The sequence below is a fragment of the Microbacterium aurantiacum genome (assembly GCF_021654035.1).
Taxonomy (GTDB): Bacteria; Actinomycetota; Actinomycetes; order Actinomycetales; family Microbacteriaceae; genus Microbacterium; species Microbacterium aurantiacum.
On sequence record NZ_JAJPDW010000004.1, the window covers coordinates 52722 to 78157 of the forward strand.

A 25436-nucleotide genomic window follows, 5' to 3' on the forward strand; every position below is an offset into this window, starting at 1 on the left:
CTACGAGCCCTCCGCGCGCCGCCCGCGTGAACACGATCGCGTCGATGTGCAGGATCACGGATGCCGAGACGCCAGGGGCTCCGTCATCGTGCACATCTCCGTCATCCTGCGCGGCCTCCCGGCGGTGTCGGAGGAGAGCCCTACCGTGGGCGCCATGGACTCGCAGCTCGCCCTGTTCGACGCCCCCGACTGGATGCGGGTCATCGGCGTGTTCGACCTCGAGACGACCGGGGTCGATGTCCGCTCCGACCGCATCGTCACCGCTCACGTCGGCGTCCTCGACGCCACGGGACGCGTCCTCGAGGCCCGCGACTGGCTCGCGGATCCCGGAATCCCGATCCCCGACGGCGCTGCGGCCATCCACGGGATCACCACCGCGCGCGCACGCACGGAAGGCCGCCCGGCGCGCGAGGTCGTCGCCGAGGTGCTCGATGCGCTCCGCGCGCTCTTCGCGGCCGGGACGCCCGTCGTCGCCTACAACGCGCCCTACGACTTCTCGCTCTTGAAGAACGAGGCACGGCGGCACGGTCTCGACCCGATCGACGCGCCCGCCCCCGTCATCGATCCGCTCGTCGTCGACAAGACCTACGACCGGTGGCGGCGCGGCAAACGGACCCTCTCGGCGGTGGCCGCGCACTACGCGGTGCGCCTGGACGACGCGCACGAGGCATCCGCCGACGCGATCGCGGCGGGACGCGTCGCGCAGGCTCTTGCGGAGCGCTTCGCCCCCTGGCTGCCCACGACGGCGACCGAACTCCACACCCGTCAGATCGCGTGGGCACGTGCCCAGGCGGACAGCCTGACCGAGTACTTCATCTCGATCGGGCGACTCGACCCCGACGACCGCATCGACGGCAGCTGGCCCATCCGATGAATCGCCCCGGAATGAACGAAGACCCCGCCGGAGCGGGGTCTTCGTTCATCGCAGGGCTTACTTGGAGCCGAAGTTCTTGAAGCGCTGGTTGAACTTCTCGACACGGCCGGCGGAGTCCATGATGCGCTGCTTGCCCGTGTAGAACGGGTGCGAGGCGGAGGAGATCTCGACGTCGATGACGGGGTACTCCACGCCGTCCAGCTCGATGGTCTTGTCGCTGGACACGGTCGAGCGCGTGAGGAAGGTGTCGCCCGAACCGAGGTCGCGGAACACGACGGCCTTGTAGTCGGGGTGGATGTCAGTCTTCATGATGATCCTTGCGGGAGGCTTCGAAAGTCTGCGGTGCGCGTGCACCAAGGGACGAGTCTATCAGGAGGTCAGGCGTTCGCCGAACCGGGGGCGCGCGAGGCGCGCGCGGCGAACCGCCCCTCCGCCTCGGTGAGGGTGATCGGCACCCCGAACGCCTCGGTGAGCGCCTCCGCCGTGAGGGTCTCGGCGATCGGTCCGGCCGCGACCGCGCGGCCCTCGGCGAGGAGCAGGACGTGCGTGAATCCGATGGGGATCTCCTCGACGTGGTGGGTGACCATCACCATCGCGGGCGTGCTCGGCGCCTGCGCGTACCCGCTCAGCAGCGCCAGGAGCTCTTCCCGCGCCCCGAGGTCGAGACTCGCGGTGGGCTCGTCGAGGAGGAGGAGTTCCGGGTCGGTCATGACGGCGCGGGCGATCTGCACGCGCTTCTGCTCGCCGTCGCTGAGCGTGCCGAACGTGCGGTCGGCCAGGTGATCGAGGTTCCACTCGGCCAGGACGCGGAGCGCCCGCCGCTCATCGATGTCCTCGTAGTCCTCGCGCCACCGACCGACGACGGAGAACGCAGCCGTCAGGACGACGTCGAGCACCGTCTCCTCCGGCGGCACGCGCCGCGCCATCGCCGAGGAGGCGAAGCCGATCCGGGGGCGCAGCTCGAACACGTCCGTTCGGCCGAGCTGCTCGCCGAGGATCGACACTCGCCCCGAGGTGGGGTGCAGCAGCGTGTCGGCGAGCTGGAGGAGGGTCGTCTTCCCGGCGCCGTTCGGGCCGAGGATCACCCAGCGCTGATCGTCTTCGACGGACCAGTCGAGGTGATCGACGATGTTGCGGGCGTTTCGGCGGACGACGACATCGGAGAACTCGAGCACCTGCGGCATGCCGCCCAGCCTATCTGCCGGTGGCGCGCAACTCGGTGTAGAGCGCCTCGGTCTGCGCGGCGATCGACGCCCAGCTGAAGTCCTGGCGCGCGCGGGCGCGTCCGGCCTCGCCGTAGGCGCGCGCACGCTCGGGGTCGCTCACCACCTCGGTGAGGACGCGGGCGAGGTCGGCGACGAACGCGTCGGGATCCGTGGGGGTTCCGGTGCCGTCCTGCACCTGATCGATCGGGACGATCCTGCCGGTGACGCCGTCGACGACCACCTCGGGAATGCCTCCGGTCCCCGTGCCGACGACCGCGGCCCCGCAGGCCATCGCCTCGAGGTTGACGATGCCGAGCGGCTCGTAGACCGAGGGGCAGACGAACGTCGTCGCGGCGGTGAGGATCGCGCACAGTTCGGGGCGCGGCAGGAGCCGGTCGATCCAGACGACGCCGTCCCGCGTGGCCTGAAGCCCGCGGACGAGGCCTTCGACCTCCGCGAGGATCTGCGGGGTGTCCGGGGCGCCGGCGCACAGCACCACCTGGACCTCCGGCGGGAGGGACTCGACGGCACGCAGGAGGAACGGCAGTCCCTTCTGCCGCGTGATGCGCCCGACGAAGACGACGGACGGGCGCGCGGGATCGATGCCGAGGCCGCGCAGGAGATCGGGATCCTCGACGGGATGCCAACTGTCAGTGTCGATGCCGTTGTAGATGACCCGCACCTTCGCGGGGTCCAGGGCCGGGTAGCTGCGGAGTATGTCCGCGCGCATCCCCTCGCTCACCGCCACCACCGCCGCCGCACCCTCGTACGCCGTCTTCTCGATGTAGCTCGACACCGCGTACCCGCCACCGAGCTGCTCCGCCTTCCAGGGCCGGAGCGGTTCGAGGCTGTGCGCGGTGACGACGTGCGGGATGCCGTGCAGGAGCGCCGCGAGGTGCCCCGCGAAGTTGGCGTACCACGTGTGGGAGTGGACGATGTCGGCACCGGCGACGTCTCCGACGATCTCGAGGTCAGTGCCGAGCGTCTGGAGCGCGGCGTTCGCGTCCCGAAGTCCCTCGGGCACGGGGTACGAGGACGTGCCTGCCTCGTCGCGCGACGCTCCGAAGGCGCGGACGCGCACGTCCACCTCCGCGCGCAGCGCGCGGACGAGCTCGGTCACGTGGACTCCCGCTCCGCCGTAGATCTCGGGCGGGTATTCCTTCGTGATGATGTCGACGCGCATGATCGAACGCTAGTACACCGGCCCAACGCGCCATAGTGTGTTCCCATGCCTGCAGCGCCGAAGGTCTTCGCCATCATCCTCGCCGGCGGCGAGGGCAAGCGTCTGATGCCGCTCACGGCGGATCGCGCGAAGCCCGCCGTTCCGTTCGGGGGCCAATACAGACTCATCGACTTCGCCATCTCGAATCTCATCAACTCGGGTCTGCGGCAGGTCGTGGTCCTCACCCAGTACAAGTCGCACAGCCTCGACCGCCACATCTCGCAGACGTGGCGGATGTCGGCGCTGCTGAACTCGTACGTCGCTTCGGTGCCCGCTCAGCAGCGCCTCGGCAAGCGGTGGTTCTCCGGCTCCGCCGACGCGATCCTGCAGAGCCTCAACCTCATCAACGACGAGCAGCCCGACATCGTCATCGTCATCGGCGCGGACCACGTCTACCGCATGGACTTCCAGCAGATGCTCGACGCCCACATCGCGTCGGGAGCGAAGGCGACGGTCGCCGGCATCCGCCAGCCGATCTCCCTCGCGAACCAGTTCGGCGTCATCGACGTCGACGCCGACGATCCCACGCGCATCAACGACTTCCTGGAGAAGCCGCAGAATCCGACCGGACTCGCCGACTCTCCCGGAGAGGTGCTGGCGTCGATGGGCAACTACATCTTCGACGCCGATGCGCTCATCGCCGCCGTCGAAAGCGACGGGGAGCTCCCCACCTCCAACCACGACATGGGCGGCGACATCGTCCCCTACTTCGTCTCGCGCGGCGAGGCGGGCGTGTACGACATGAAGCGCAACGAGGTGCCGGGGTCCACGGACCGCGATCGTTCCTACTGGCGGGACGTGGGGACGATCGAGTCCTTCTTCGATGCGCACATGGACCTGATCTCGACGCTCCCGGTGTTCAACCTCTACAACACCGAATGGCCCATCCACTCGCAGGCGGTGAACTCGCCGCCGGCGAAGTTCGTGCGGGACTCGGTCGGGCGGATCGGCAACGCCATCGACTCGATCGTCTCGCTCGGATCGGTGCTGTCCGGCACCCATCTGGAGCGCAGCGTGGTCGGTCCTTGGACGCTCGCCGACGGGGGGTCGACGATCACCGATTCGGTCCTGTTCGACCACGTGCGCGTGGGCGCGGGGGCGCGCATCCATCGCGCGATCCTCGACAAGAACGTCGTCCTCGGCGAGGGCGCCACCGTCGGCGTCGATCGCGAACGCGACCTCCAGCGCGGATTCACGGTGACGGAGACCGGCATCACCATCGTCGGCAAGGGCGTCCACGTCGATCGGTGACGGGCCGTGCGCCCGCGAACGATAGCCTCGAGGGATGCCTGACGCCCGCGCGCGACTCCTCGTGGTCCTGGATGCCGACTCCACCCTGATCCGCAACGAGGTGATCGAACTCCTCGCGGACGAGGCGGGTCGCGGTGACGAGGTCGCCGCCGCGACCGAGGCCGCGATGCGCGGAGAGGTGGACTTCGCCACCAGCCTCCGCTCCCGCGTCGCGGCGTTGAGGGGCGTGCCCGTCTCGGCGTTCGCCCGCGTCCGTTCACGGGTCGAACCCACCCCGGGTGTCCGGGAGCTGATCGCCGCCGTGCACGCGCGGGACGGCGTGGTCGGCGTCGTGTCCGGGGGCTTCCACGAGATCCTCGACCATGTCGCACCCGACCTCGGCGTCGATCGCTGGCGGGCAAACCGACTCGGCGAGCACGACGGCGTCCTCGACGGAACGGTCACCGGCGAGATCGTCGATGCCAAGGCGAAGGCCCGCACCCTCTCGGGCTGGGCGGACGACCTCGGCGTCCCCTACGGGCGGACCATCGCCATCGGCGACGGCGCGAACGACCTGGAGATGATGGGAATCGCGGCGCTCGGTCTCGCCTTCAACGCCAAGCCGACCGTCCGGACGCACGCGGACCTCGTCATCGGTCCGGTCGACCTGCGCGAGGTCATCCCGCTCCTGCCCCGGTGACCGGCGCAGGCGAGTCGGGCGTCAGTGCCCCATGCCGAGACCGCCGTCGACCGGGATGACCGCACCACTGATGTAGGCGGCGTCGTCGGAGGCGATCCACGCCACGACCCCCGCCACCTCATCGGAGGTGGCGAAGCGACCGGCGGGGATGTTCTTCTTGTACTCGGCCTGCGTCGCGTCGGGGAGTTCGGCGGTCATGTCCGTCTCGATGAATCCCGGCGCGACGACGTTCGCCGTGATCCCACGGCCGCCGAGCTCACGGGTGAGGGAGCGCGCGAATCCCACGAGGGCGCTCTTGGATGCCGCGTAGTTCACCTGACCGGCCGAGCCGTAGAGCCCCACGACGCTGGAGATGAGCACGACCCGTCCCCACCGCGCACGGAGCATGTTCTTGGACGCGCGCTTGACGACCCGGAAGGCACCGCCGAGGTTCGTGGCCACCACGCTGTCGAAGTCGTCCTCGGTCATCCGCATCAGCAAGGTGTCCTTGGTGATCCCCGCGTTGGCGACGACGATCTCGACCGGGCCGAGGGCTGCCTCGACCTCGGAGAACGCGGCATCCACCGAGGCGGCGTCGGTGACATCCGCACGGACCGTCAGCGTGCCTTCCGGCCCTTCGCCGGAGCGCGCCGTGACGGCGACCCGATATCCGAGGCGCACGAAGCGCTCCGCGATGGCACGGCCGATGCCGCGGTTTCCACCGGTGACGAGGACGACGCGGTCAGTGGACATGCACACTCCTGGAGCAGGTTGCGGGGGAACCGCCCCAGCCTAGCGCCGGGCGGTTTGACACACCCACCCGCCGCTGGAACGCTGGAGTCACACTCGACGAAAGGCTGACCGTGAGCGACAACTCCCCGGGCTCGACCCCCGCCGCTGAAGGATCGGCCCCGACCCCTCCGCCCGCGCCCGGCTACGCGCCGCCGCCGGCATACGCCTCTCCGGCGGGCGCCGCCCCGAGTTACCCCGCCCCCTCCGGCTACGCCGCCCCCGCCTACCCGCAGGGCACCTCCAGCCCCCAGGGGTACGGCTACCCGTCGGCGCCGAAGACGAACACGCTCGCGATCGTCTCGCTGGTCTCCTCCCTCGCGGCCCTCGTCATCCTGCCCTTCATCGGCTCGCTCGTCGGTGTGATCACCGGCCACATGTCGCTGTCGCAGATCAAGCGCACCGGCGAGAACGGGCGCGGCCTCGCTCTGGCCGGCACGATCGTCGGTTGGGTGGGCCTCGGCTTCATCGTCCTCGGCCTCCTCCTCTTCCTGCTCCTTCTGCTCCCCGCGATCGTGGTCAGCGGCTCCACCTCCTACAGCTGAGCGCGCGCAGAACAGACGTGCGCATCCGGAGCCGCACCCACCCCACGGGCGTACCCTGGTACCACCGTGAGAAACCATCGCCACGCCCCCTCCACCACGTCCCTGCCGCGATCGCCGCGGGACGCGGCGGACGCGCGGTCGACGCGGTATCTGATCATGATGGCGGCGCGCATCCTGTGCTTCATCCTGATGGTGGTCATCACGCCGTACGGCTGGTACACGTGGATCTTTGGTGCGGCCGCGGTTCTCCTGCCGTACTTCGCGGTGGTCGACGCGAACGTCGACGACAAGCCGCTGACGGAGGCGCGGGTGGATCCCGAGCGGGCGCTTCCGGCGTCCGCCAGCGAGCGGCCGGTCCGCGCGGAGGAGCCGCTCGTGATCCGGGTCGAGGAGACGCCGGGCACGACCGCGGTCTTCCGCATCCAGGAGAATCCGCCGCCCGAGCAGCGCCCGTGACCGCGCCGGCGCGCGCCGACTGTTCCCGAGCGGGATGCCGCACCGCGGCACGGTGGCGGATCGACTGGCGCAATCCTCGCATCCACGGCGCCGACCGGACGAAGACGTGGGTCGCCTGCGACGAGCATCGCGACTACCTCCGCGACTTCCTCACCGCCCGCGACTTCCCCGTCTCGGTCTCGGCGCTCGGCGCGCGTGACGCGTCGGAGCGGAGGATGTCGTGAGCGGCGACCGCGGAGTGAGCATGCAGTCCCTCCCCCGCGCCGGACGGTGGAGCATCTACATCGGCTTGGCCGTCCTCTTCGCGATCGCCTGCGTCTGGCTTTCGAATTGGCAGTTCTCGCGCAACGACGACCGTGCGGCGCAGCTCGCATTGGTCGAGCAGAACTACGACGCCGATCCGGTCGCCCTGGAGGAGGTCATCCCCGTCGGCGACGGGCTCTCCCCCGCGGACGAGTGGCGACCGGTGGTGTTGCGAGGCGAGTATCTCGCGGCCGAGCAGATCACCGTCCGGAATCGCCCGCATGGCGGAACTTCAGCCTTCGAGGTCCTCGCGCCCTTCCGTCTCTCGGACGGCCGCGTCGTGATCGTGGACCGGGGCTGGGTGCCTCCCGCCGAGGAAGGCACGGGGCCGGCGGTCGTGCCCGATCCACCGCTCGGCGAGTCCACCGTCATCGTGCGCCTGCGACCGGAGGAGGCCGCGCCGACATCCGGACGATCCGCGCCCGAGGGGCAGGTCCCGACGATCAACGTCGACCTCATCGGGGGCGAGCTCTCCCCCGCGACGGCGGACGCGCTCATCGGGGGTGTGTACGGCATCCTCGTCTCGGAGACCCCCGCGGTTGCGGACACCCCCGCGTCGCTCCCCTCTCCGTCGCAGGACCCCGGGCCGCACCTGTCGTACGCGATTCAGTGGATCCTCTTCGCCCTGATGGGCTTCATCTTCATCGGATATGTGATCCGCACCGAGCGTCGACACCGTCTCGAGGACGAGCAGGATGCCAGGGACGACGCCGTGGCACCGCCACCGAGCCGGCGCCGTCGACGCGATCGCGACGCCGATGACGAAGACGCCCTCCTCGACGCGGACCGCGCACGGGCCACGCGCGGCGCTCAGGCCAGCGAGATGAGTTCTGCGTAGTCCCGACCCCAGATGTCCTCGACCCCGTCGGGGAGGATGAGGACGCGCTCCGGGTTGAGCGCCTCGACCGCGCCCTCGTCGTGGGAGACGAGGACGACCGCGCCCTCGTAGTGCGCGAGGGCACCGAGGATCTCCTCGCGGGACGCCGGGTCGAGGTTGTTGGTCGGCTCGTCGAGGAGGAGCATGTTCGCCGACGAGACCACGAGCGTGGCGAGGGAGAGTCGCGTCTTCTCGCCGCCGGAGAGAACCCCGGCCGGCTTCAGCACGTCGTCGCCGGTGAAGAGGAAGGACCCCAGCACCTTCCGCGCTTCGGTCGCCGTGATGTCCGGAGCGGCGGACATCATGTTGTCCAGCACCGAGCGGGAGACGTCGAGGTTCTCGTGCTCCTGGGCGTAGTAGCCGATCTTCAGACCGTGCCCCGGTTCGAGCTGGCCGGTGTCGGGCTGATCGACCCCGGCCAGGATGCGCAGCAGCGTGGTCTTGCCCGCACCGTTGAGTCCGAGGATCACGACCCGCGACCCGCGATCGATCGCGAGGTCCACGTCGGTGAAGATCTCGAGCGACCCGTAGGACTTCGACAGTCCGGAGGCCATCAGCGGGGTCTTGCCGCAGGGCGCGGGCTTCGGGAACCGCAGCTTCGCGACCCGGTCCTCCTGACGGACCTCCTCGAGACCGGATAGGAGCTTTTCCGCGCGCGCGACCATCTGGTGGGCCGCGGCGGCCTTGGAGGCCTTCGCACCGAAGCGCGCAGCCTGCTGCTGCAGGGCGGTGGCCTTCTTCTCGACGTTCGCCCGTTCCTTCTTGCGGCGCTCCTCGTCGGCCACCCGCTGGCGCAGGTAGTTCTTCCAGTTCATGTTATAGACGTCGATGACCTGTCGGTTGGCGTCGAGGTAGAACACGCGGTTCACGGTCTCGCCGACGAGCTCGACGTCGTGGGAGATGACGATGAGTCCACCCTTGTACCCCTTCAGGAACTCCCGCAGCCACACGACGCTGTCGGCGTCGAGGTGGTTGGTGGGCTCGTCGAGGATCATCGTCTGGGCATCCGAGAACAGGATGCGGGCGAGCTCGATGCGACGCCGCTGCCCGCCCGACAGCGTCTCGAGCGGCTGGTCGAGGATGCGGTCCGGCAGCGAGAGGTTGTGCGCGATGGAGGCCGCTTCCGCCTCGGCGGCGTACCCGCCCTGCGCCTCGAAACGCTCGGTGAGCGATCCGTAGCTCTTCATCGCCTTGGCCGCGACGGCGGGGTCGTCATCGGCCATGGCGAGGGACGCCTCGTGCATTCCGAGCGCGAGCGTGCCGAGGCCACGCGCGTCGAGGATCCTCGTGCGCGCGAGCATCTCCGGATCCCCTGAGCGCGGGTCCTGAGGGAGGTAGCCCATCTCGCCGATGCGGTCGACCGATCCGCCGGCGGGGAGGAGGTCGCCGGCGAGAACCTTCGTCAACGTGGTCTTGCCGGCGCCGTTGCGGCCGACCAGTCCGATCTTGTCGCCCCCGGAGACGCGGAAGGACACGTCCGACATGAGCACACGGGCGCCCACGCGGATCTCGAGTTCGTGCACGGCGAGCACAGCGGAGGTCCGTTCGATCGAGGGTGGAGGATGGCCGACGGCCAGCCGCCCAGTCTACCGCCTGACCGCCCATACAAAGATTCCCTCGTTCCTCCGTCAGAACCCGACAGAGTCGCCGGGGCGCGTCGCCCTAGAGTGAGACGCGGGATGCCGCCACCGGCGCGGCGCCCTCCCCTGACGCCGAAGGAGACCCATGTCCTCGATCGCCGCCCCGCACCGCCGACGCGTCCTCGCCGATGCTCTCGGTCGTCCCGCAACCCGTTCCCGCGCCTTCGCCGTGGATGTCGCCCTGGTCCTGTCCGGCGTGGCGCTCGTCGCGCTCCTCGCGAAGGTGTCCTTCTTCATCGGACCGATCCCGATCACCGGCCAGACGCTCGGCGTCATCGTCGTCGGCGCCGCCCTCGGCGCCCGTCGCGGCGCCGCGGCGTTGACGTCCTACCTCCTGGTCGGCCTCGCGGGACTTCCCGTCTTCGCCGGCCCGGTCGCCGGCCCGGCCTACGTCCTGTCGCCGTCCTTCGGGTTCATCGTCGGGTTCATTCCGGCCGCTTTCCTGGCCGGGTGGTTCGCCGAGCGCGCGTGGGACCGGAAGCCCTGGCTGGCGTTCGTGGGCTTCGTCGCGGCCAGCGTCGTCCCCTTCCTGGTCGGCGTCCCTTACATGGCGCTGATCCTCGGCACCGTGCTCGGCCAGCAGGTCACCGCGGCCTCCGTCCTCGCTGCGGGGGTCGTGCCCTTCATCCTGCCGGGCCTGATCAAGGCCGCCGCCGCGGCCGTCCTCGTGCCCCTCGCCTGGGTGGGCGTCCGCGCGGTCGACCGACGTCGCGACGCGTGATCGTCTGACGATACGAGGAGAGCCCCCGACCGTGCGGTCGGGGGCTCTCCTCGTATTGGACGGAGCCGGTCAGCCCTGCGCGACCGCCGTCGCCGCGGCGAGCTTCTCCGTCAGCGTGGGAAGGATCCACGGGAGGGTGAGCGGCGTGGGGGTGAGCGCGGACATCTCCTCGACGCCGACCAGGCCGGCCACCGCCCCCTGCGCCACGGCGGGCATGAGCTGGGCGGTGGACGAGCCGAGGAAGCCCTCGAGCGCCTCCTCGCTGTCCACGAAGGTCAGCACGACCTCGGAGTCCACCTGGTCGAGGTTCTCCGGGCTCACCGTGGTGTAGAACGTCGACTCGCCTGTGTCGAGATCGGTGACGCTCGGCGGCGTGACGAAGCCGAGGTCCTCGAGGATCTCCACACGCGGGTCGGCGGGCAGGTACAGGTACCAGGTCCCCGCGGAATCGCTCGGCACCGAGATCGAGACGCCCTCGAACTCGGGGTGTGCGGCGGCGGCCGCGGCGACCTCCGCGTCGAGCGACTCCAGCACCTCGTCGGCCTCTGTCTCGAGTCCGAGCGCCTCCCCCGTGATGGTCACCACATCGCGCCACGGCGTCGTCCACGGAGCCTCGGGGTACGCGACGACCGGGATCCCCGCTGCGGTCACCGCGTCGAACTCCTCCTGGGTCAGACCGGAGTACGGGGCGATGAGCACGTCGGGGTCGGCGGCGAGCAGTTCCTCGACCTGGAGTTCGTACGCGGAGTTGTCCAGGATCACGGGAGTCTCGGCATCCATCTCCTCGAGCGCATCCTCGATCCACGGGGAGATCCGGGACTCGCCGCCGGAGTAGTCATCCGAGGGGATGGCGACCGGCACGACGCCGAGGGCGAGCACGGCGTCCGTGGCACCCCACCCCCAGGTCGCGACCCGCTCCGGGGCGGACTCCAGGACGGCGTCGCCGAGCGCGGAGGGGATCGTCAGCGGGAAGGCGGCGCTGTCGCCGGCGGCGGGCGCAGAGGTGTCGGACTCCTCGGCGGCGGAGGCGCAGCCGGCGAGGGAGAGCGCCAGGGTGGCGGCGAGGGCGAGGACCGGGCGCAAGCGGGTCATCGGGTTTCCTTTCTGATGGTGATCCACGGATGCCGGGATCAGGCGGGGTCGGCGGTGACGTGCGCACCGCCGGGCACGGGGACGACGAGCGGAGTCGCCGTGAGCGGGTCGGGGATGACGAGGGCGTCGAGCGCGAACGCCTCGGCCACGACCTTCGCGGTGAGGACATCGACGGGCGCGCCCTGCGCGATGAGCCGTCCTCCCGCGAGGACCACGAGCTCGTCGGCGTAACGGGCAGCGAGGTTGAGGTCGTGGAGGACGGCGACGATGGTCGTGCCGCGGGTGGTGTTCAGCTCGCGCAGCAGATCGAGGACCTCGATCTGATGGCTGAGGTCGAGGAACGTCGTCGGCTCGTCCAGCAGCAGGATGCCCGGATCCTGGGCCAGCGCCATGGCGATCCACACGCGCTGCCGCTGACCGCCGGACAGGTCGCCGACCGGACGCGCCGCGAGCTCCGCGGTGCCGGTGCGCTGCAGGGCGTCGTCGACGACGGCCGAGTCCTCCGCGCTCCAGCGACGGAACAGCCCCCGATGCGGATGCCGCCCCCGCGACACCAGCTCGGCGACGGTGATCCCCTCCGGAGCGATCGGATGCTGAGGCAGGAGACCCACGGCACGCGCGTACGACGCGCGCGGGATCCGAGCCACGTCCTCGCCGTCCAATTCCACCGCGCCGCCGAGCGGCGCCCGCAGGCGCGCGAGAGCTCCGAGCAGCGTCGACTTGCCGCACGCGTTGGCGCCGATGATCATCGTGATCCGGCCGGGGGCCAGGTCCAGGTCCAACCCGTCGATGACGGTGCGCCCCGGATAGCCGGCGCGCAGCGCGCGCGCGGTCAGCCGTCGCTCCTCGACACGGGTGGTGCGGGCGGATGTCGTCATAGTGCGCGTCCCTTCGACGTCGCGAGCAACCAGAGCAGGAACACGGCGCCGAACGCCCCGGTGACCACGCCCACCGGCATCGACACGTTCGGCAGCGCGTACTGCGCGACGAGGTCCGACAGCGCCAGCAGCGCCGCGCCGACCAGCGCACTCGGCGCGAGGGCGACCGATCCGTGGCCGGTGAGCGGCCGGGCGATCGCGGGCGCGCACAGCGCCACGAACGAGATGGGGCCCGCGAAGGCGCACGTCACCGCCGTCAGGATGACCGCGACGACGACGCCGGCGGTGCGGACCCGCCCCGGGTGTTCACCGAGACCCGTCGCCGTCTGCTCGCCGAGCATCAGGACGGGGAGGCGACGCGCCAGCGGGAGGAGCAGGGGCAGCACGAGCAGCCACACCGCGGCGAGGACGATCACCTGCCACCACGGCGTGCTGGCGAGGCTGCCGGTGAGCCAGACGAGGGCCGCCTGCGTCTGCTGCAGCTGCGCGCGGGTCATGAGGAAGCCGACGAGGGCCGCGCAGAAGAAGGACACCCCGATCCCGGCGAGGATGAGGCGATATCCCGCGGCGCGCCCCCGCGCCACGGCGAGGAGGAGGGCGGATGCCGCGAGCCCGCCGACGAGGGCGAAGGCGGCGAGCACGGGTCCCGTCAGGCCGAGGACGAGGAGGCAGAACACCGCGGCGAGCGTGCTCCCGCCGGAGATGCCCAGCAGGTCGGGACTCGCCAGCGGATTCCGCAAGAGGGCCTGGAGGAGCGCACCGGCGACTCCGAGGGCCGAACCGACCAGCAGCGCCATGGCCAGTCGCGGCAGGCGGGACTGCAGGACGACGTACTGCTCCACCGGCTCGCCGCCGCCGAGCAGGACGGCGAGCACCTGTCCGGGGCCGAGCGGATAGTCGCCGATCATGAGCGCCGCCGCGGCGGCGACGAGCGTGAGCGCACAGAGGGAGACGAGCACGATGCTCCAGCGACGCCGGGCGAGGCGACGGACGTCCGCGACGGCGATCACAGCGACACCCGCTCTCCGCGCACGACGAGCGCGATGAGCACCGGCGCGCCGATGATCGCGAGGACGACGCCGGCCTGGACTTCGCCGGGGGGCGCCGCGACCCGGCCGAGGACGTCGGCGACGAGCAGCAGCGTCGCCCCCACCGGCATCCCGATCCACAGCAGCGCCGCGTAGCCGGCGCCGACGAGGAAGCGGAGGAGGTGGGGCACGACGAGGCCGAGGAAGACGAGCGGGCCGGCGATGGCCGTCGCTCCCCCGGCGAGGAGGACCGCCGCGAGGATGCCGATGGCGCGCGTGCGCGGAACACTGTGTCCGAGGCCGGTCGCCGTCTGCTCGCCGAGCGCGAGGAGGTCGAGGCCTCGCGCGGAGGCCAGAGCCAGGACGGCACCCACCGCGAGCGGGACGACGACCAGCGCGACCGTGTCCAGGCCACGGGCGGTGAGGGCGCCCACCGACCAGTAGCGGTACACGTCGAGGGCTGCGGACTGGGTGGTGAGGATGAGCAGCGTGATCGAGGTGAGCCCCGCGGTGACCGCGGCTCCCGTGAGGGCCAGCTTGGCCGGCGACGCGGCATCCGGTCCGCGGGAGCCGATGACGGCCACGAAGACCGCCGCGACCGCCGCGCCGGCGAACGCGAACCAGACGAAGCCTGCGGGCTGACGGATTCCCGCGAACGTGATGGCCGCGAGAACGCCGACGGATGCCCCGGCGTTGACGCCGAGGAGTCCCGGGTCGGCGAACGGGTTCCGCGTCAGACCCTGCATGGTCGTGCCCGCGAGCGCCAGCGCGGCACCCGCGAGGAGGCCGATGAGGGTGCGGGGCACCCGCTGGGTGAGGACCACGACGTGGTCGTTGAGGCTCGGGTCGTAGGCGAGGAGCGCGTCGACGACGACGGCGGGCGCGATCGGCCGCGCGCCGACGGCGAGGCTCAGGACGATGGCGGCCAGCGTCAGCGCCGCCGCCCCGACGGCCGTGACGGCGATGCGACGTTGCCCCGCCGACCGCGGGGCGCGGGTCATCCCGTGCGCTCTGACTGTCCGAGGCGCCAGTAGCCCATGAAGGCGACGCGCTTGCGGTCCACGCCGCACTCCGACACCAGCAGACGACGCGCGGTCTTGACCATCGCGGCCTCGCCGGCGATCCAGGCGTAGAACTCGCCTTCGCCGTCGAGCGGGGAGTCCCACAGCAGCTCCGCGTCGACGTCGACATCGGCGAGCGCCTGCGGTCGGGGCGCGGAGGCGCGAGCGAGCAGATCGGACGATACCCCCGTCCATGCCCGCAGCGCGACGAGAAGGCCGGATCCGTGCTCTGCCCCGTCCCGCGCGATCCAGTGGACGCGCGTACCCGCGCCGACGACGAGGTCCTGCGCGTCCGCCGCGGTCGGCACCTCCAGGAAGGCCTCGGCCGTGCATCCCGCGGGAAGCGCCTCGAGGATGCCGCTGATCGCGGGCACCGCCGTCTCGTCACCGGCAAGCAGCACGCGCCTCGCCGTCCCGGGGTGCCAATCGAGGCCCGCGCGCGAGTGCGGGCTACGCTCGTCGGGCCCGACGACGATCAGGGGGTCGCCGACCGTGGCGACGCCGACCCATGCCCCGGCCGGGCCGGGGTCCTCGTGGACGACGAAGTCGATCTCCAGGACCCGCCGGACCGGGTCGATCCGCCGGACGGTGTACGTCCGGAACGGGTTCCGCGACGCGTCGGGGAGTGCGCGCCAGCGGTCGTACCAGTCGCCGGCGCCCTCGTCCTGGCCGACGTCGGCGAAGGCGCCGCGCGCGTCGGGGAAGAGGATCTTCACGCGCTGGTCGAGCCCCGCGGTCCCGAAGTGCTCCAGGTCGTCGCCCGTGAGCCGCACACGCGCGAAATGCGGCGAGAGCCGTTGGACTCCGGCGACCTGCAGGATGTACGGGCGGTACGCGGGTCGGACCTCGGTAGCGATGGCGGGCACGAAGTTAGGGTAGCCTCACCTTCCCCGAATGGCCAAACGCGCGGTAACGCCCTGCTCACGTCGCCACGGTCGCCGCGCGCACCTCCGCTCCATGTCCGAGGCGGAGTCCGGGCACCAGAGCCGCGAGGGCCACGATCGTCCCGAGCGCGAAGACCCAGGTGAAGGCGAGGATGCCGCCACCGAGGGCCGTGTAGACGAGTCCCACCGCGGCGATGGTGGTCGCCGCGCCGACGGCGTCCGAGATGGAGAGGGCGGCGGAGTTGAAGCCCTGGTTCTGCGTCGTCGAGTAGGCCAGGGTGAGAACCGTCAGGCGCGGGTACATCAGCCCCATCCCGGCACCCGAGAGCCCCCATCCGGCGATGAGGATCCCCGGATGGGCGTGCGTCACCGCGACCAAGCCGACGATCGCCATCGACGAGGCAAGGAACGCGACTCCGATGAGGGTGATGCGCCGGTTCCCCAGCCGATCGCCCACGCGCCCCTGCACCTCGGCGGCCGCCGCCCAGGCCAGCGCCGCCGCGGTCAGCCCGAGCCCCGCCCAGGTCGCGCTGAAGCCGTACTCGTCGATGAGCAGATAGGGCACGTAGATCTCGGCGCCGAAGAGAGCGCCGGCGATGACGCCGCGCATGAGGATGACGCTGGGCAGGCCCCGGCGCGCGCAGAGGGCACCCGACGGCAGCAGCGGCCGGACCGTCACCGCGATCGCGATCACCGCCACGACGATGATCGGGATCCGCGCAGGACCCGCCTCGCCCGCGAGGCTCAGGGCCACGGCGGAGACCGCCAGCGCCGTGGCCCACGCCAGCCGGCGTCCCACGTCGGTCGCACCGCGCTCGGGCGCGTCCAACGGGAGCCCGCGGAGTCGTGCGACGACGACGGCGAAGGCCGACAGCGTCAGCGCTGCCACGCCCAGGAAGACCCAGCGCCAGTGGAAGAACTCGGCGACGGCGCCGGCGAGCAGCGGACCGACCAGCGAGGGGATCACCCAGGCCGCCGAGAACGCCGCGAACACCCGCCCGTGCACCATCGCCGGGTACACGCGAGCCACCACGACGTACAGCGACACCGTCTGCCCACCCGTCCCGAGCCCCTGGATGAGACGGCCGATCACCACCCACTCCATGCTCGAGGCCGCGCCGGCGACGACGAGGCCGAGGACGAAGAGCAGCACCGAGGTGGACAGCGGAGCCAGCACTCCCCCGCGGTCGCACCAGGCACCGGCGGCGACCATGCCGATCACGCTGGTGGCGACGGTGGCCGAGAAGGCCACGGCGTACAGCGCCTCGCCGTCGAGATCGGCACTGACCAGGGGCATGACGGTCGTGACGGCCAACGCCTGCGTCGCGGCCAGGAAGATCATCGCGACCGCTCCGAGGGTGACCCAGAGGTACTCCCCGCTCCAGATACCGGTGGAACGGGAAGAGGAGCTCATCGCCTCGCCAGTGTACCCACCCTCTCGACGGCCTCGGCGAGGATCTCGGGCGCGCATCCGATGTTGATGCGCACGTGTCCGCGCCCCTCGGCCCCGAACAGCGGCCCGTGATGGAGCGCCACACGCGCATCGCGGCGGATCCGGGTCGCGGGGTTGTCGCCCCAGCCGTAGGCGGAGACGTCGACCCACGCCAGATACCCGGCGTCGGGTTCGAGGTACCGCGCATCCGGGAGGTGCGTCGCCAGGAGATCGGTCAGCAGCCGACGCTGGTCGTCCAGCGCCACGAGCAGCGAGTCGAGCCACGGGTCGCTCTCGGGCGACATCGCCGCGACACCGGCCAGGGCCCCGACCAGACCCGTGCGCCAGCCGACCTCGGGGGGCAGCGCGCGCAGCAGCGAACGCTGCGGCTCCGCGCCGCCGATCATGAGGGCGCACTTGAGCCCCGCGAGGTTGAACGTCTTGCTCGCGCTGGTCACGCAGTAGCCGACGGATGCCGCCTCCTCCGAGACGGACAGGAACGGCGTGAACCGCGCCGGCGCGTGCGTGAGGGGTGCGTGGATCTCATCGCTGATGACGGCCACGCCGTGGCGGGCGGCGAGCGACGCCAGCGCGGCGAGATCGTCGCGGGAATGGACCGTCCCGGTGGGGTTCTGGGGATTGCACAGGAGGACGGCGCGTGCGCCCTCCTCGAGCGCGCGGCCGACACCGTCGAGATCGATCCGCCACCCCTGGTCCGACACCGCGAGCGGTACGCGCTCGACGACACCTCCCGCCTCCTCCACGCAGTCGTAGAAGGGCGGGTAGACCGGCGGCATCACCACGACGCGCGCCCCCGGCGCGATGACACGGCGGAGGATCTCCACGACCCCCATCATCACGTCGCAGGTCGACGAAACGGATGCCGGGTCCACGGTCCATCCGAAGCGTCGTCGGGCGAATCCCGAGAACGCGTCGCCCAGTCCCGGATCAGGCGGGGTGTATCCCGTGTCGCCGAGCAGCACCGCGCGCGTGAGCGCGTCGGTGATCGCGGGCGCGAGCGGATAGTCGGTCTCGGCGACGAACAGCGGCAGGACGTCGTCGGGGTAGCTGCGCCACTTCGTGCTCGTGCGCTGCCGCAACCGGTCGAGGGGAAGTGCCTGCAGCGGGAGGACGCTCATGGCCCGAGCCTAGGACGCAGGTCTGCGACCTGCGTGCTCCCGCGTCACGGGGCGAAACGGCCGTGCGCCGCACCAGCCCGCCGTCAGATGGCGAAGCCGAGGGCGCGCATCATGTCGCGCCCGTCGTCGGTGATCCGCTCCGGTCCCCACGGCGGCATCCACACCCAGTTGATGCGGAAGCGATCCACCACGTTGTCGAGCGACTGCGCGGTCTGCTCCTCCAGCACATCGGTGAGCGGGCAACCGGCCGATGTGAGCGTCATATGGATGACCAGGGCGTCGTTCTCGTCGTCCCAGCCGAGGTCGTAGATGAGTCCCAGATCGACGACGTTGATCCCCAGCTCGGGGTCCATGACGTCCTTCAGGGCCTCGGTGACCTCGTCGAACTTCTCAGGCGAGAGGGTTGCGGTCATGTAACGATCCTACGCGCCGGCCGCGGCGGGCGCGTCGGCGGGCTCGGAATCACCGGTCGGGAGGTAGCGGTCATAGCCCTCGGCCTCCAGGCGATCGGCCAGTTCCGGACCGCCCTCCTCCGCGATGCGACCGGCGACCATGACGTGGACGTGGTCGGGACGGATGTAGCGGAGGATGCGGGTGTAGTGCGTGATCAGGAGCACACCGAGGTCGGTGGCCTCCTTGGCGCGGTTGACCCCCTCGGAGACGACCTTGAGCGCGTCCACGTCCAGACCCGAGTCGGTCTCGTCGAGGACGGCGATGCGGGGCTTCAGCAACTCGAGCTGCAGGATCTCGTGCCGCTTCTTCTCGCCGCCGGAGAAACCCTCGTTGACGTTGCGCTGGGCGAACTTCGGATCCATGCGCAGGTCCTTCATCGCGCCCTTGACGTCCTTGGTCCAGGTCCGGATCGAGGGCGCCTCGCCGTCGACGGCGGTCTTGGCGGTGCGGAGGAAGTTCGTCACCGTGACGCCCGGGATCTCGACGGGATACTGCATGGCCAGGAACAGACCCGCACGGGCGCGCTCGTCGACCGACATCTCCAGCACGTCCTCGCCGTCGAGCGTGATGGAGCCGCTCGTGACGGTGTACTTCGGGTGCCCGGCGATCGTGTACGCCAGCGTCGACTTGCCCGAGCCGTTGGGGCCCATGATGGCGTGCGTCTGACCGGTGCTGATCGTCAGGGTGACGCCGTTGAGGATCGGCGTGGTTCCGGCATCCGTCTCCACGGTCACGTGGAGGTCGCGGATCTCGAGAACAGACATAGTGGCTACCTTCTTCAGTCGACTGCTTTGGTCACGGTGGGATCGATGAGCACATCGTCGCCGTCGATCGTGACCTCGTAAACGGGAACCGGCTCGTACGCCGGCAGATTCAGGGGGCGTCCGGTGCGGAGCGAGAACGCCGATCCGTGAGCCCAGCACTCCAGGGTGTCGCCCTCGACGAAACCGTCCGAGAGCGAGATGTCGCCGTGGGTGCAGGTGTCGCCGATGGCGTGGACGACTCCCTCACCGTCGAGCACCACGGCCATCGGCACGCCGTCGACCTCGACGCGCACCGCCGTGTCCTGCTCGAGGTCGCTGAGGTTCAGCACCTTCTGCGCGCTCATGCCCGCTCCTCCGTGGCCAGCTCGGCCTCGATCGCGGCCATCAGCTCTTCTTCCAGCGAGGGGATGCCGGTCTTCTGGACGATCTCGGCGAGGAAGCCGAGGACGACGAGGCGACGGGCCTCTTCTTCGGAGATGCCGCGGGCCTGCAGGTAGAACAGCTGCTCGTCATCGAAGCGCCCCGTGGCGCTGGCGTGTCCGGCGCCGACGATGTCGCCGGTCTCGATCTCGAGGTTCGGGATCGAGTCCGCCCGCGCCCCGTCGGTCAGGACGAGGTTGCGGTTCGCCTCGTAGGAGTCGGTGCCGACGGCGTCGCGACCGATCAGGACGTCGCCGATCCACACCGTGTGCGCGCTCGCGCCCTGGAGCGCCCCCTTGTACAGGACGTCGCCGACGGTGTGAGGCCCCTTGTGATGGAGGTAGACCTGGCTCTCGAGGTGCTGCTCCGCGTCCGCGAACGACAGTCCGTACAGGCGTCCGTCCGCGCCGGCGCCGGCGAGCTCCACCGAGGGGTTCACGCGCACGAGCGCCCCGCCGAGGCTCACGACCGTGTGGCGGAGCGTCGCGTCGCGATCGACGCGCGCCTGGTGCGACGCGGCATGGACGGCGTCGTCGGCCCACTGCTGGACCGAGACCACATCGAGAGCGGCTCCGTCGCGGACGATGATCTCGACGTTCTGCGCCAGCGTCGCCGATCCGCGGTGACGCAGGAGGACCGTGGCGCGCGAGTGCGGCAGCGCCTCCAGGACGATGTGCGCGTGCGCGCGACCGCCCTGACCTTCGATGTCGAGGACGATCGGCGTGTCGATCACCGTGTCCGCGGGGATGCGCACGAGGTGCGCCGTCCGCTCCTGCGACCAGGCCACGGCGGCGACGCGGTCCTCGGGCCGGAAGACCTCGCCGCGCGGCGCCTGGCCGACCTCGAGTTCAGCGCTCTCGACACCATCGGGAAGCGTGGTGCCGACGCGCACGGCGCCCTCCTCGCCCGCGACGTCGTCGAAGAGCGTTTCGAGAAGCCGGATCGGAGTGTGCTTCCAGTTGACTTCGCGCCCGGTCGGGACGCCGAAGTCCTCCGGCGCGAACGAGGTCAGCCGCTCGGAGCGGGTCTGCACCGGCACGAACGCGGCGGCAGGGTCGATGTGGCCCTCCGCCGCGGCGGGGGCCTGGGTCGCTGTCGTCATCAGCCGACGGATCCTTCCATGCCCATCTCGATGAGCTTGTTGAGTTCGAGGGCGTACTCCATCGGCAGCTCGCGTGCGATGGGCTCGATGAAGCCACGCACGATCATCGCCATCGCCTCGTCCTCGGGGAGTCCCCGGCTCATGAGGTAGAAGAGCTGCTCCTCGCTGACCTTCGAGACCGTGGCCTCGTGTCCCAGCTGCACGTCGTCGACGCGGATGTCGATCGCGGGGTAGGTGTCCGAACGTGAGATCGTGTCGACCAGGAGCGCATCGCATCGCACCGTGTTGGCGCTGTGGTGCGCGTTCGCGTCGACGCGGACCTCTCCGCGGTAGCCGGCGCGGCCACCGCCGCGGGCGATGGACTTCGACACGATCGACGACTGCGTGTAGGGCGCCATGTGGATCATCTTGGCGCCGGCATCCTGATGCTGGCCGGGGCCGGCGAAGGCGACCGACAGGGTCTCGCCCTTGGCGTGCTCGCCCATGAGGAAGATCGACGGGTACTTCATCGTCACCTTGGAGCCGATGTTGCCGTCGACCCACTCCATCGTCGCGCCCTCGTGGGCGACGGCGCGCTTGGTGACGAGGTTGTAGACGTTGTTCGACCAGTTCTGGATGGTCGTGTAACGCACGCGCGCGTTCTTCTTCACGATGATCTCGACGACCGCCGAGTGCAGCGAGTCCGACTTGTAGATCGGCGCGGTGCAGCCCTCGATGTAGTGGACGTAGGACCCCTCGTCGGCGATGATCAGCGTCCGCTCGAACTGCCCCATGTTCTCGGTGTTGATGCGGAAGTACGCCTGAAGCGGGATGTCCACGTGCACGCCGGGCGGCACGTAGACGAACGATCCGCCGGACCACACCGCGGTGTTCAGCGCCGCGAACTTGTTGTCGCCCGCGGGGATCACCGTTCCGAAGTACTCCTCGAAGAACTCCGGGTGCTCGCGGAGCGCCGTGTCGGTGTCCATGAAGATGACGCCCTGCGCTTCGAGGTCCTCGCGGATCTGGTGGTAGACGACCTCGGACTCGTACTGCGCGGCGACACCCGCCACGAGGCGCTGACGCTCGGCCTCGGGGATCCCGAGCCGCTCGTAGGTGTTCTTGATGTCCTCGGGCAGGTCTTCCCAGGTCTGGGCCTGCTTCTCCGTGGACCGCACGAAGTACTTGATGTTGTCGAAGTCGATGGCGGAGAGGTCGGCCCCCCACGTCGGCATCGGCTTGCGGCCGAAGAGCTGGTACCCCTTGAGGCGGGTCTTCAGCATCCATTCGGGTTCGGACTTCAGCGCGGAGATCCCGCGGACCACGTCCTCGTTGATTCCCCGCTGAGCCACCGCGCCGGCCGCGTCGGTGTCGTGCCAGCCGAATTCGTAGACCCCCAGGCCGTCAAGCTCTGGGCGGTCGATCAGCACATCAGACATCGTCTCGTTCTCCTCCGGGTCTGGCGGTGTCATCCGCTCCGGCCCCCCTGATCCACCGGTGGAGTTACCGGCGGGGAAAGCCGCTGGGTGGACCCTCTCCTGGCGCCGGAATCGGCGCCTAAACTGTTCGGAAGGGGTTGCGCCCGACGGCGCGCGACCGAACCCCTCGATTCTACAGGTTCCGCCTTCCCTCCGGCCCGCGCCGGGCGCCCGGCGGCATCCGACCCAGGAGGTCCTCCCATGTCCGCGCCCGCGACCGCCACCCCTCGTCCGCGCCGACTGCCGGGTCGGATCGGCGGTCCGCTGCGTGTTTTCGCGTGGTTGTCGTTCCTCGCCGAAGTCCTCATCATCGGCACCGGCGGGGCCGTCCGACTGACCGGCTCCGGTCTCGGATGCCCCACGTGGCCGCGCTGCACGGCCGATTCGATCGTGCCCACCCCGGAGATGGGGATCCACGGCGTCATCGAGTTCGGGAACAGGACGCTCACCGGTCTCGTGGGCATCCTCGCGCTCGCCGTCGTGATCGGGATCATCGTCCGCACCGGCGGCCGCCGGGCGCTGCCGCCGACCCTGTGGTTCGCGCTCGGCGGAATTATCGGGGCCGGGGCCGCCGTCGCACTCGGCGTCGCGCTGGACATCCCGGCCGGCCCTCTCGCCAACGGCATCCTCCTCGTCGCGGTGATCGCGGCCGCCGTGCGCTCCGTCCGGACCACTCCGACACGTCGAGACCTCGTGGTGCTGGCCTGGCTCGTCCTGATCGGCGTCGTCGCGCAGGCCCTCGTCGGCGGCATCACGGTCCTGACGGGACTGAACCCCTTCATCGTCGGCTTCCACTACGTGGTGTCGGTGGGTCTGGTCTGCATCACCGCCGCGTTCCTCGTCAGGATGAACCGCCCCGACCTTCCCCGCGTCTCCGCCGTCGCGCCGTGGCTGCGGTGGACGGCCCGCGGCGCAGTCCTCGCCCTCGTCGTCACGATCGTCTTCGGCATCCTCACCACCGGCGCGGGGCCCCACTCCGGCGACCCGGACGCCGGCCGGAGCGGATTCGACGCGGAGCTGCTGGAGCACATCCACGCGTGGCCCAGCTACCTCCTGTTCGCCCTGACGATCGCCCTCGTCGTCGGAGCGTGGCGTCAGCGCGAGCTGACCCCCCTGCTCGCCCGCTGGAGCATCGCGCTGCTCGCGGCGGAACTCGTCCAGATCGCGGTCGGTCTGTTTCAGGCGAGGAACGGCCTGCCGATCCTCGCCGTGGGCGTCCACATGGTTCTCGCCGCGCTCACGGCGGCCGCGATGACCGCGGTGGTGCTGCACCTGTCCCGTCCGGCGAACGGACTCCCGGATGCCGAGCCCCGGGTCGCGGCGGACGACCACGTCGAGGTCCGCGCCTGACGCGTCCGGTGCGGCCCTCACAGCCGATTCATCGACGACGCACACGAACGGCGGAAGCGCGCCGTTCAGACTGAACGACGCCGTGATCCCCTCACGGCCCGATCAGGAGGATGACGCATGACCACCAGACCCCCGCTCGCCCGCAGCATCCCCTTCTGGGTGCTCCTCGTCGGATCGGTCGCGACCACGGCCGTCGGCGCGTGGCTGGTCTCCGACCGGCTCGGCATCATGACCGCCACCCTGAACGACGGCACCGCGACCGGCGTCGAGGTGTATGTCGGTCAGTCCGTCGCCGTCCTCGGCGCCATCCTCATCGGCGCCGGTGTGATCGGCATCCTGCTGGCTCTCACCGTCGCCGCCGCCGCGTCGCTCCGCCCGCACGCCGTCACGGCGCCGCCCGTCTACGTCGCGCCGGACACTGCGACGCCCACCGGCCCCGCAGACGTCGCCGACGAACCGGTGACGACGGCCCCCTCCGCGGATGCCGCGGACCTCGACGACGCCGCACGCGACGGAGACGCTGCGGGCGCGACGGACGCCGGCGAGGCGCCCGTCGCGGACGACGCCAATCTGGAGAAGACCTCCACGTCGCGCTGACACGTCGCACCACCGCGCCGTGAAGGAGGAAGGGCCGGGCATCCGAACGGATGGCCGGCCCTTCCTCGTATCGTCTACGAGGTGGTCACCAGGGAAGCAGCGGGTCCACGGCGATCGCGACGAACAGCAGGGTCAAGTACGTGATCGACGCGTGGAAGACGCGCATGGGGCGCGGCTCCGTACCTCGCACCGCCCGCGTGTAGAGACGGTGGGACTCGTAGATGAACCATCCGCCGAACACGAGCGCGGAGACGGTGTACACGACGCCCATGCCGGCGACGGGGATGAGTAGCAGCGAGCAGGCGACGGTCGCCCAGGCGTACAGGATGACCTGCAGGCCCACCTGCGACCCGGCCCGGGTCGCACCGAGCATGGGCACCTGGACCTCTTCGTACTGGTCCTTGTACTTCATCGACAGCGGCCAGTAGTGCGGCGGGGTCCAGAGGAAGACGAGGGCGAAGAGGATGACCGGCGGCCACGCGAGCGACCCCGTGACCGCGCTCCAGCCGATCACGACCGGGAAGCACCCGGCGATCCCGCCCCAGACGATGTTCTGCTCGGTGCGGCGCTTGAGGATCATCGTGTAGATCACGACGTAGAAGAAGATCGCTCCCGCGGACAGCGCGGCGGCGAGTGCGTTCGTCGTCGCCCAGAGCCATACCGTCGAGAAGACCGCGAGCGACCACGCGAAGATCAGAGCGCCGCGGGGCGACACCTCGCCCGTCACGAGCGGGCGGTTCACGGTCCGCTGCATGTGCGCGTCGATGTCGCGATCGAGGTACATGTTGAACGCCGCGGCGGAGCCGGCGCTGGCGGTCCCGCCGATGACCGTCGCCAGGACGAGCCAGATGTCCGGCAGACCGCCCTGGGCCAGGATCATGACCGGGACCGTCGTCACCAGCAGCAGCTCGAGCACGCGGGGTTTCATCAGAGCCACGTACGCGCGCACCGCGCGACCGAAGGAGGGGCGCGTGTCGCGGACCGTGGCGTCCGTCCCGACCGTCGACGTGATGTCCATCTCCCCCGCAATCACCGCAAGTCAAATCCTCCCAAGTCTATGGCATGCCGCCGAGGCGACCGGCGGCCGGGATCGTCATACGAGGGCACGCATGACGGGCGGCGCATACCCCTTCGCTATGCTGAGGTCCACACGCGCGCCCAGCGCCGAATCCTCCTTCTCCTCACGGAAATGTCCTCGGGGATCGACCACGTCCGGGCGCGGCTCTTGAGAAAGGCGG

At 70.5% G+C, this 25436-nt stretch carries 28 protein-coding genes; 10 read left to right on the top strand and 18 right to left on the bottom strand.

The window, feature by feature from the left end:
* The first annotated feature begins 154 nt into the window (after positions 1-154).
* On the top strand, positions 155-874 hold the full coding sequence (locus tag LTL01_RS10150; protein ID WP_236968471.1) for a 3'-5' exonuclease: 720 nt from the start codon (positions 155-157) through the stop codon (positions 872-874).
* A 57-nt stretch (positions 875-931) separates the two neighbouring features.
* Here LTL01_RS10150 and LTL01_RS10155 read toward each other — a convergent pair whose 3' ends face one another.
* The 3 genes from LTL01_RS10155 to glgA all read right to left on the bottom strand — a co-directional run bounded on the left by LTL01_RS10155 (position 932) and on the right by glgA (position 3262).
* A complete protein-coding gene (locus tag LTL01_RS10155) occupies positions 932-1183 on the bottom strand; it encodes a type B 50S ribosomal protein L31 (RefSeq protein ID WP_053547359.1) in 252 nt (83 codons plus the stop codon).
* A 68-nt stretch (positions 1184-1251) separates the two neighbouring features.
* A complete protein-coding gene (locus LTL01_RS10160) occupies positions 1252-2058 on the bottom strand; it encodes an ABC transporter ATP-binding protein (RefSeq protein ID WP_236968472.1) in 807 nt (268 codons plus the stop codon).
* Between the two features lie 10 nt (positions 2059-2068).
* Positions 2069-3262 carry a glycogen synthase gene (gene glgA / locus LTL01_RS10165; RefSeq protein WP_053547357.1) on the bottom strand — a complete coding sequence of 398 codons (1194 nt, stop codon included), beginning with the start codon at positions 3260-3262 and terminating at the stop codon, positions 2069-2071.
* A gap of 45 nt (positions 3263-3307) precedes the next feature.
* On the opposite strand from glgA, the gene glgC reads away from it, so the two are divergent.
* A complete protein-coding gene (glgC, locus tag LTL01_RS10170; RefSeq protein ID WP_053547356.1) occupies positions 3308-4552 on the top strand; it encodes a glucose-1-phosphate adenylyltransferase in 1245 nt (414 codons plus the stop codon).
* Positions 4553-4586: 34 nt separating this feature from the next.
* The gene (serB, locus tag LTL01_RS10175) at positions 4587-5231 is read left to right on the top strand and encodes a phosphoserine phosphatase SerB (protein WP_053547355.1); all 645 of its coding nucleotides are present in this window, start codon (positions 4587-4589) and stop codon (positions 5229-5231) included.
* A gap of 21 nt (positions 5232-5252) precedes the next feature.
* On the opposite strand, the gene fabG is transcribed toward serB, so the two are convergent.
* Positions 5253-5963: a 3-oxoacyl-ACP reductase FabG gene (fabG, locus tag LTL01_RS10180; RefSeq protein WP_053547354.1), complete on the bottom strand. Its 711-nt coding sequence runs from the start codon at positions 5961-5963 to the stop codon at positions 5253-5255.
* Between the two features lie 110 nt (positions 5964-6073).
* On the opposite strand from fabG, the gene LTL01_RS10185 reads away from it, so the two are divergent.
* The 4 genes from LTL01_RS10185 (at position 6074) to LTL01_RS10200 (ending at position 8141) form a co-directional block, all read left to right on the top strand.
* Positions 6074-6544, top strand: a complete 471-nt coding sequence (locus LTL01_RS10185) for a DUF4190 domain-containing protein (RefSeq protein WP_236968473.1) — start codon at positions 6074-6076, stop codon at positions 6542-6544.
* A gap of 66 nt (positions 6545-6610) precedes the next feature.
* Positions 6611-7000 carry a DUF3099 domain-containing protein gene (locus LTL01_RS10190; protein ID WP_053547352.1) on the top strand — a complete coding sequence of 130 codons (390 nt, stop codon included), beginning with the start codon at positions 6611-6613 and terminating at the stop codon, positions 6998-7000.
* A complete protein-coding gene (locus LTL01_RS10195; RefSeq protein WP_236968474.1) occupies positions 6997-7224 on the top strand; it encodes a hypothetical protein in 228 nt (75 codons plus the stop codon). Before LTL01_RS10190 ends, LTL01_RS10195 begins: the two co-directional genes overlap by 4 nt.
* Positions 7221-8141, top strand: coding sequence for an SURF1 family cytochrome oxidase biogenesis protein (locus tag LTL01_RS10200; protein ID WP_308195180.1), 921 nt, complete (start codon positions 7221-7223; stop codon positions 8139-8141). The genes LTL01_RS10195 and LTL01_RS10200 overlap by 4 nt, the downstream gene beginning before the upstream one ends.
* On the opposite strand, the gene LTL01_RS10205 is transcribed toward LTL01_RS10200, so the two are convergent.
* A complete protein-coding gene (locus LTL01_RS10205) occupies positions 8114-9712 on the bottom strand; it encodes an ABC-F family ATP-binding cassette domain-containing protein (protein ID WP_236968475.1) in 1599 nt (532 codons plus the stop codon). The two genes, LTL01_RS10200 and LTL01_RS10205, sit on opposite strands and share 28 nt — an antisense overlap.
* Positions 9713-9905: 193 nt before the next feature.
* Between LTL01_RS10205 and LTL01_RS10210 the strand changes: the two genes are divergently transcribed.
* Positions 9906-10541: a biotin transporter BioY gene (locus LTL01_RS10210; protein ID WP_236968476.1), complete on the top strand. Its 636-nt coding sequence runs from the start codon at positions 9906-9908 to the stop codon at positions 10539-10541.
* 69 nt (positions 10542-10610) lie between these two features.
* On the opposite strand, the gene LTL01_RS10215 is transcribed toward LTL01_RS10210, so the two are convergent.
* From LTL01_RS10215 to sufB, 12 genes are all read right to left on the bottom strand, one after another.
* Positions 10611-11633, bottom strand: a complete 1023-nt coding sequence (locus LTL01_RS10215; protein ID WP_236968477.1) for an ABC transporter substrate-binding protein — start codon at positions 11631-11633, stop codon at positions 10611-10613.
* A gap of 38 nt (positions 11634-11671) precedes the next feature.
* The gene (locus tag LTL01_RS10220) at positions 11672-12511 is read right to left on the bottom strand and encodes an ABC transporter ATP-binding protein (RefSeq protein ID WP_053547347.1); all 840 of its coding nucleotides are present in this window, start codon (positions 12509-12511) and stop codon (positions 11672-11674) included.
* Positions 12508-13521 carry a FecCD family ABC transporter permease gene (locus LTL01_RS10225; RefSeq protein ID WP_236968478.1) on the bottom strand — a complete coding sequence of 338 codons (1014 nt, stop codon included), beginning with the start codon at positions 13519-13521 and terminating at the stop codon, positions 12508-12510. The genes LTL01_RS10220 and LTL01_RS10225 overlap by 4 nt, the downstream gene beginning before the upstream one ends.
* On the bottom strand, positions 13518-14540 hold the full coding sequence (locus tag LTL01_RS10230; protein ID WP_236968479.1) for a FecCD family ABC transporter permease: 1023 nt from the start codon (positions 14538-14540) through the stop codon (positions 13518-13520). Before LTL01_RS10230 ends, LTL01_RS10225 begins: the two co-directional genes overlap by 4 nt.
* A complete protein-coding gene (locus LTL01_RS10235; RefSeq protein ID WP_236968480.1) occupies positions 14537-15466 on the bottom strand; it encodes a siderophore-interacting protein in 930 nt (309 codons plus the stop codon). The genes LTL01_RS10230 and LTL01_RS10235 overlap by 4 nt, the downstream gene beginning before the upstream one ends.
* Positions 15467-15521: 55 nt before the next feature.
* Entirely contained in the window at positions 15522-16898 is a 1377-nt protein-coding gene (locus LTL01_RS10240; protein WP_236968481.1) for an MFS transporter, read from the bottom strand.
* Positions 16895-18055: a MalY/PatB family protein gene (locus LTL01_RS10245; RefSeq protein WP_236968482.1), complete on the bottom strand. Its 1161-nt coding sequence runs from the start codon at positions 18053-18055 to the stop codon at positions 16895-16897. Before LTL01_RS10245 ends, LTL01_RS10240 begins: the two co-directional genes overlap by 4 nt.
* A gap of 83 nt (positions 18056-18138) precedes the next feature.
* Positions 18139-18468, bottom strand: a complete 330-nt coding sequence (locus LTL01_RS10250) for a metal-sulfur cluster assembly factor (RefSeq protein ID WP_053547341.1) — start codon at positions 18466-18468, stop codon at positions 18139-18141.
* A 9-nt stretch (positions 18469-18477) separates the two neighbouring features.
* On the bottom strand, positions 18478-19272 hold the full coding sequence (sufC, locus tag LTL01_RS10255; protein WP_053547340.1) for a Fe-S cluster assembly ATPase SufC: 795 nt from the start codon (positions 19270-19272) through the stop codon (positions 18478-18480).
* A 14-nt stretch (positions 19273-19286) separates the two neighbouring features.
* Positions 19287-19616 carry a non-heme iron oxygenase ferredoxin subunit gene (locus LTL01_RS10260; protein ID WP_053547339.1) on the bottom strand — a complete coding sequence of 110 codons (330 nt, stop codon included), beginning with the start codon at positions 19614-19616 and terminating at the stop codon, positions 19287-19289.
* The gene (sufD, locus tag LTL01_RS10265) at positions 19613-20794 is read right to left on the bottom strand and encodes a Fe-S cluster assembly protein SufD (protein WP_236968483.1); all 1182 of its coding nucleotides are present in this window, start codon (positions 20792-20794) and stop codon (positions 19613-19615) included. Before sufD ends, LTL01_RS10260 begins: the two co-directional genes overlap by 4 nt.
* Positions 20794-22212 (bottom strand): Fe-S cluster assembly protein SufB, encoded by a 1419-nt coding sequence (sufB, locus tag LTL01_RS10270; RefSeq protein ID WP_053547495.1) that lies wholly within the window; start codon positions 22210-22212, stop codon positions 20794-20796. Before sufB ends, sufD begins: the two co-directional genes overlap by 1 nt.
* Positions 22213-22452: 240 nt before the next feature.
* Here sufB and LTL01_RS10275 point away from each other — a divergent pair, with 240 nt between their 5' ends.
* The gene (locus LTL01_RS10275; RefSeq protein WP_064319350.1) at positions 22453-23601 is read left to right on the top strand and encodes a COX15/CtaA family protein; all 1149 of its coding nucleotides are present in this window, start codon (positions 22453-22455) and stop codon (positions 23599-23601) included.
* A 117-nt stretch (positions 23602-23718) separates the two neighbouring features.
* Entirely contained in the window at positions 23719-24198 is a 480-nt protein-coding gene (locus tag LTL01_RS10280) for a dinucleotide-utilizing enzyme (protein WP_236968484.1), read from the top strand.
* A gap of 85 nt (positions 24199-24283) precedes the next feature.
* Here the strand turns inward: LTL01_RS10280 and LTL01_RS10285 are convergent, their stop codons facing one another.
* On the bottom strand, positions 24284-25216 hold the full coding sequence (locus LTL01_RS10285; RefSeq protein WP_236968609.1) for a heme o synthase: 933 nt from the start codon (positions 25214-25216) through the stop codon (positions 24284-24286).
* Positions 25217-25436: the final 220 nt, after the last annotated feature.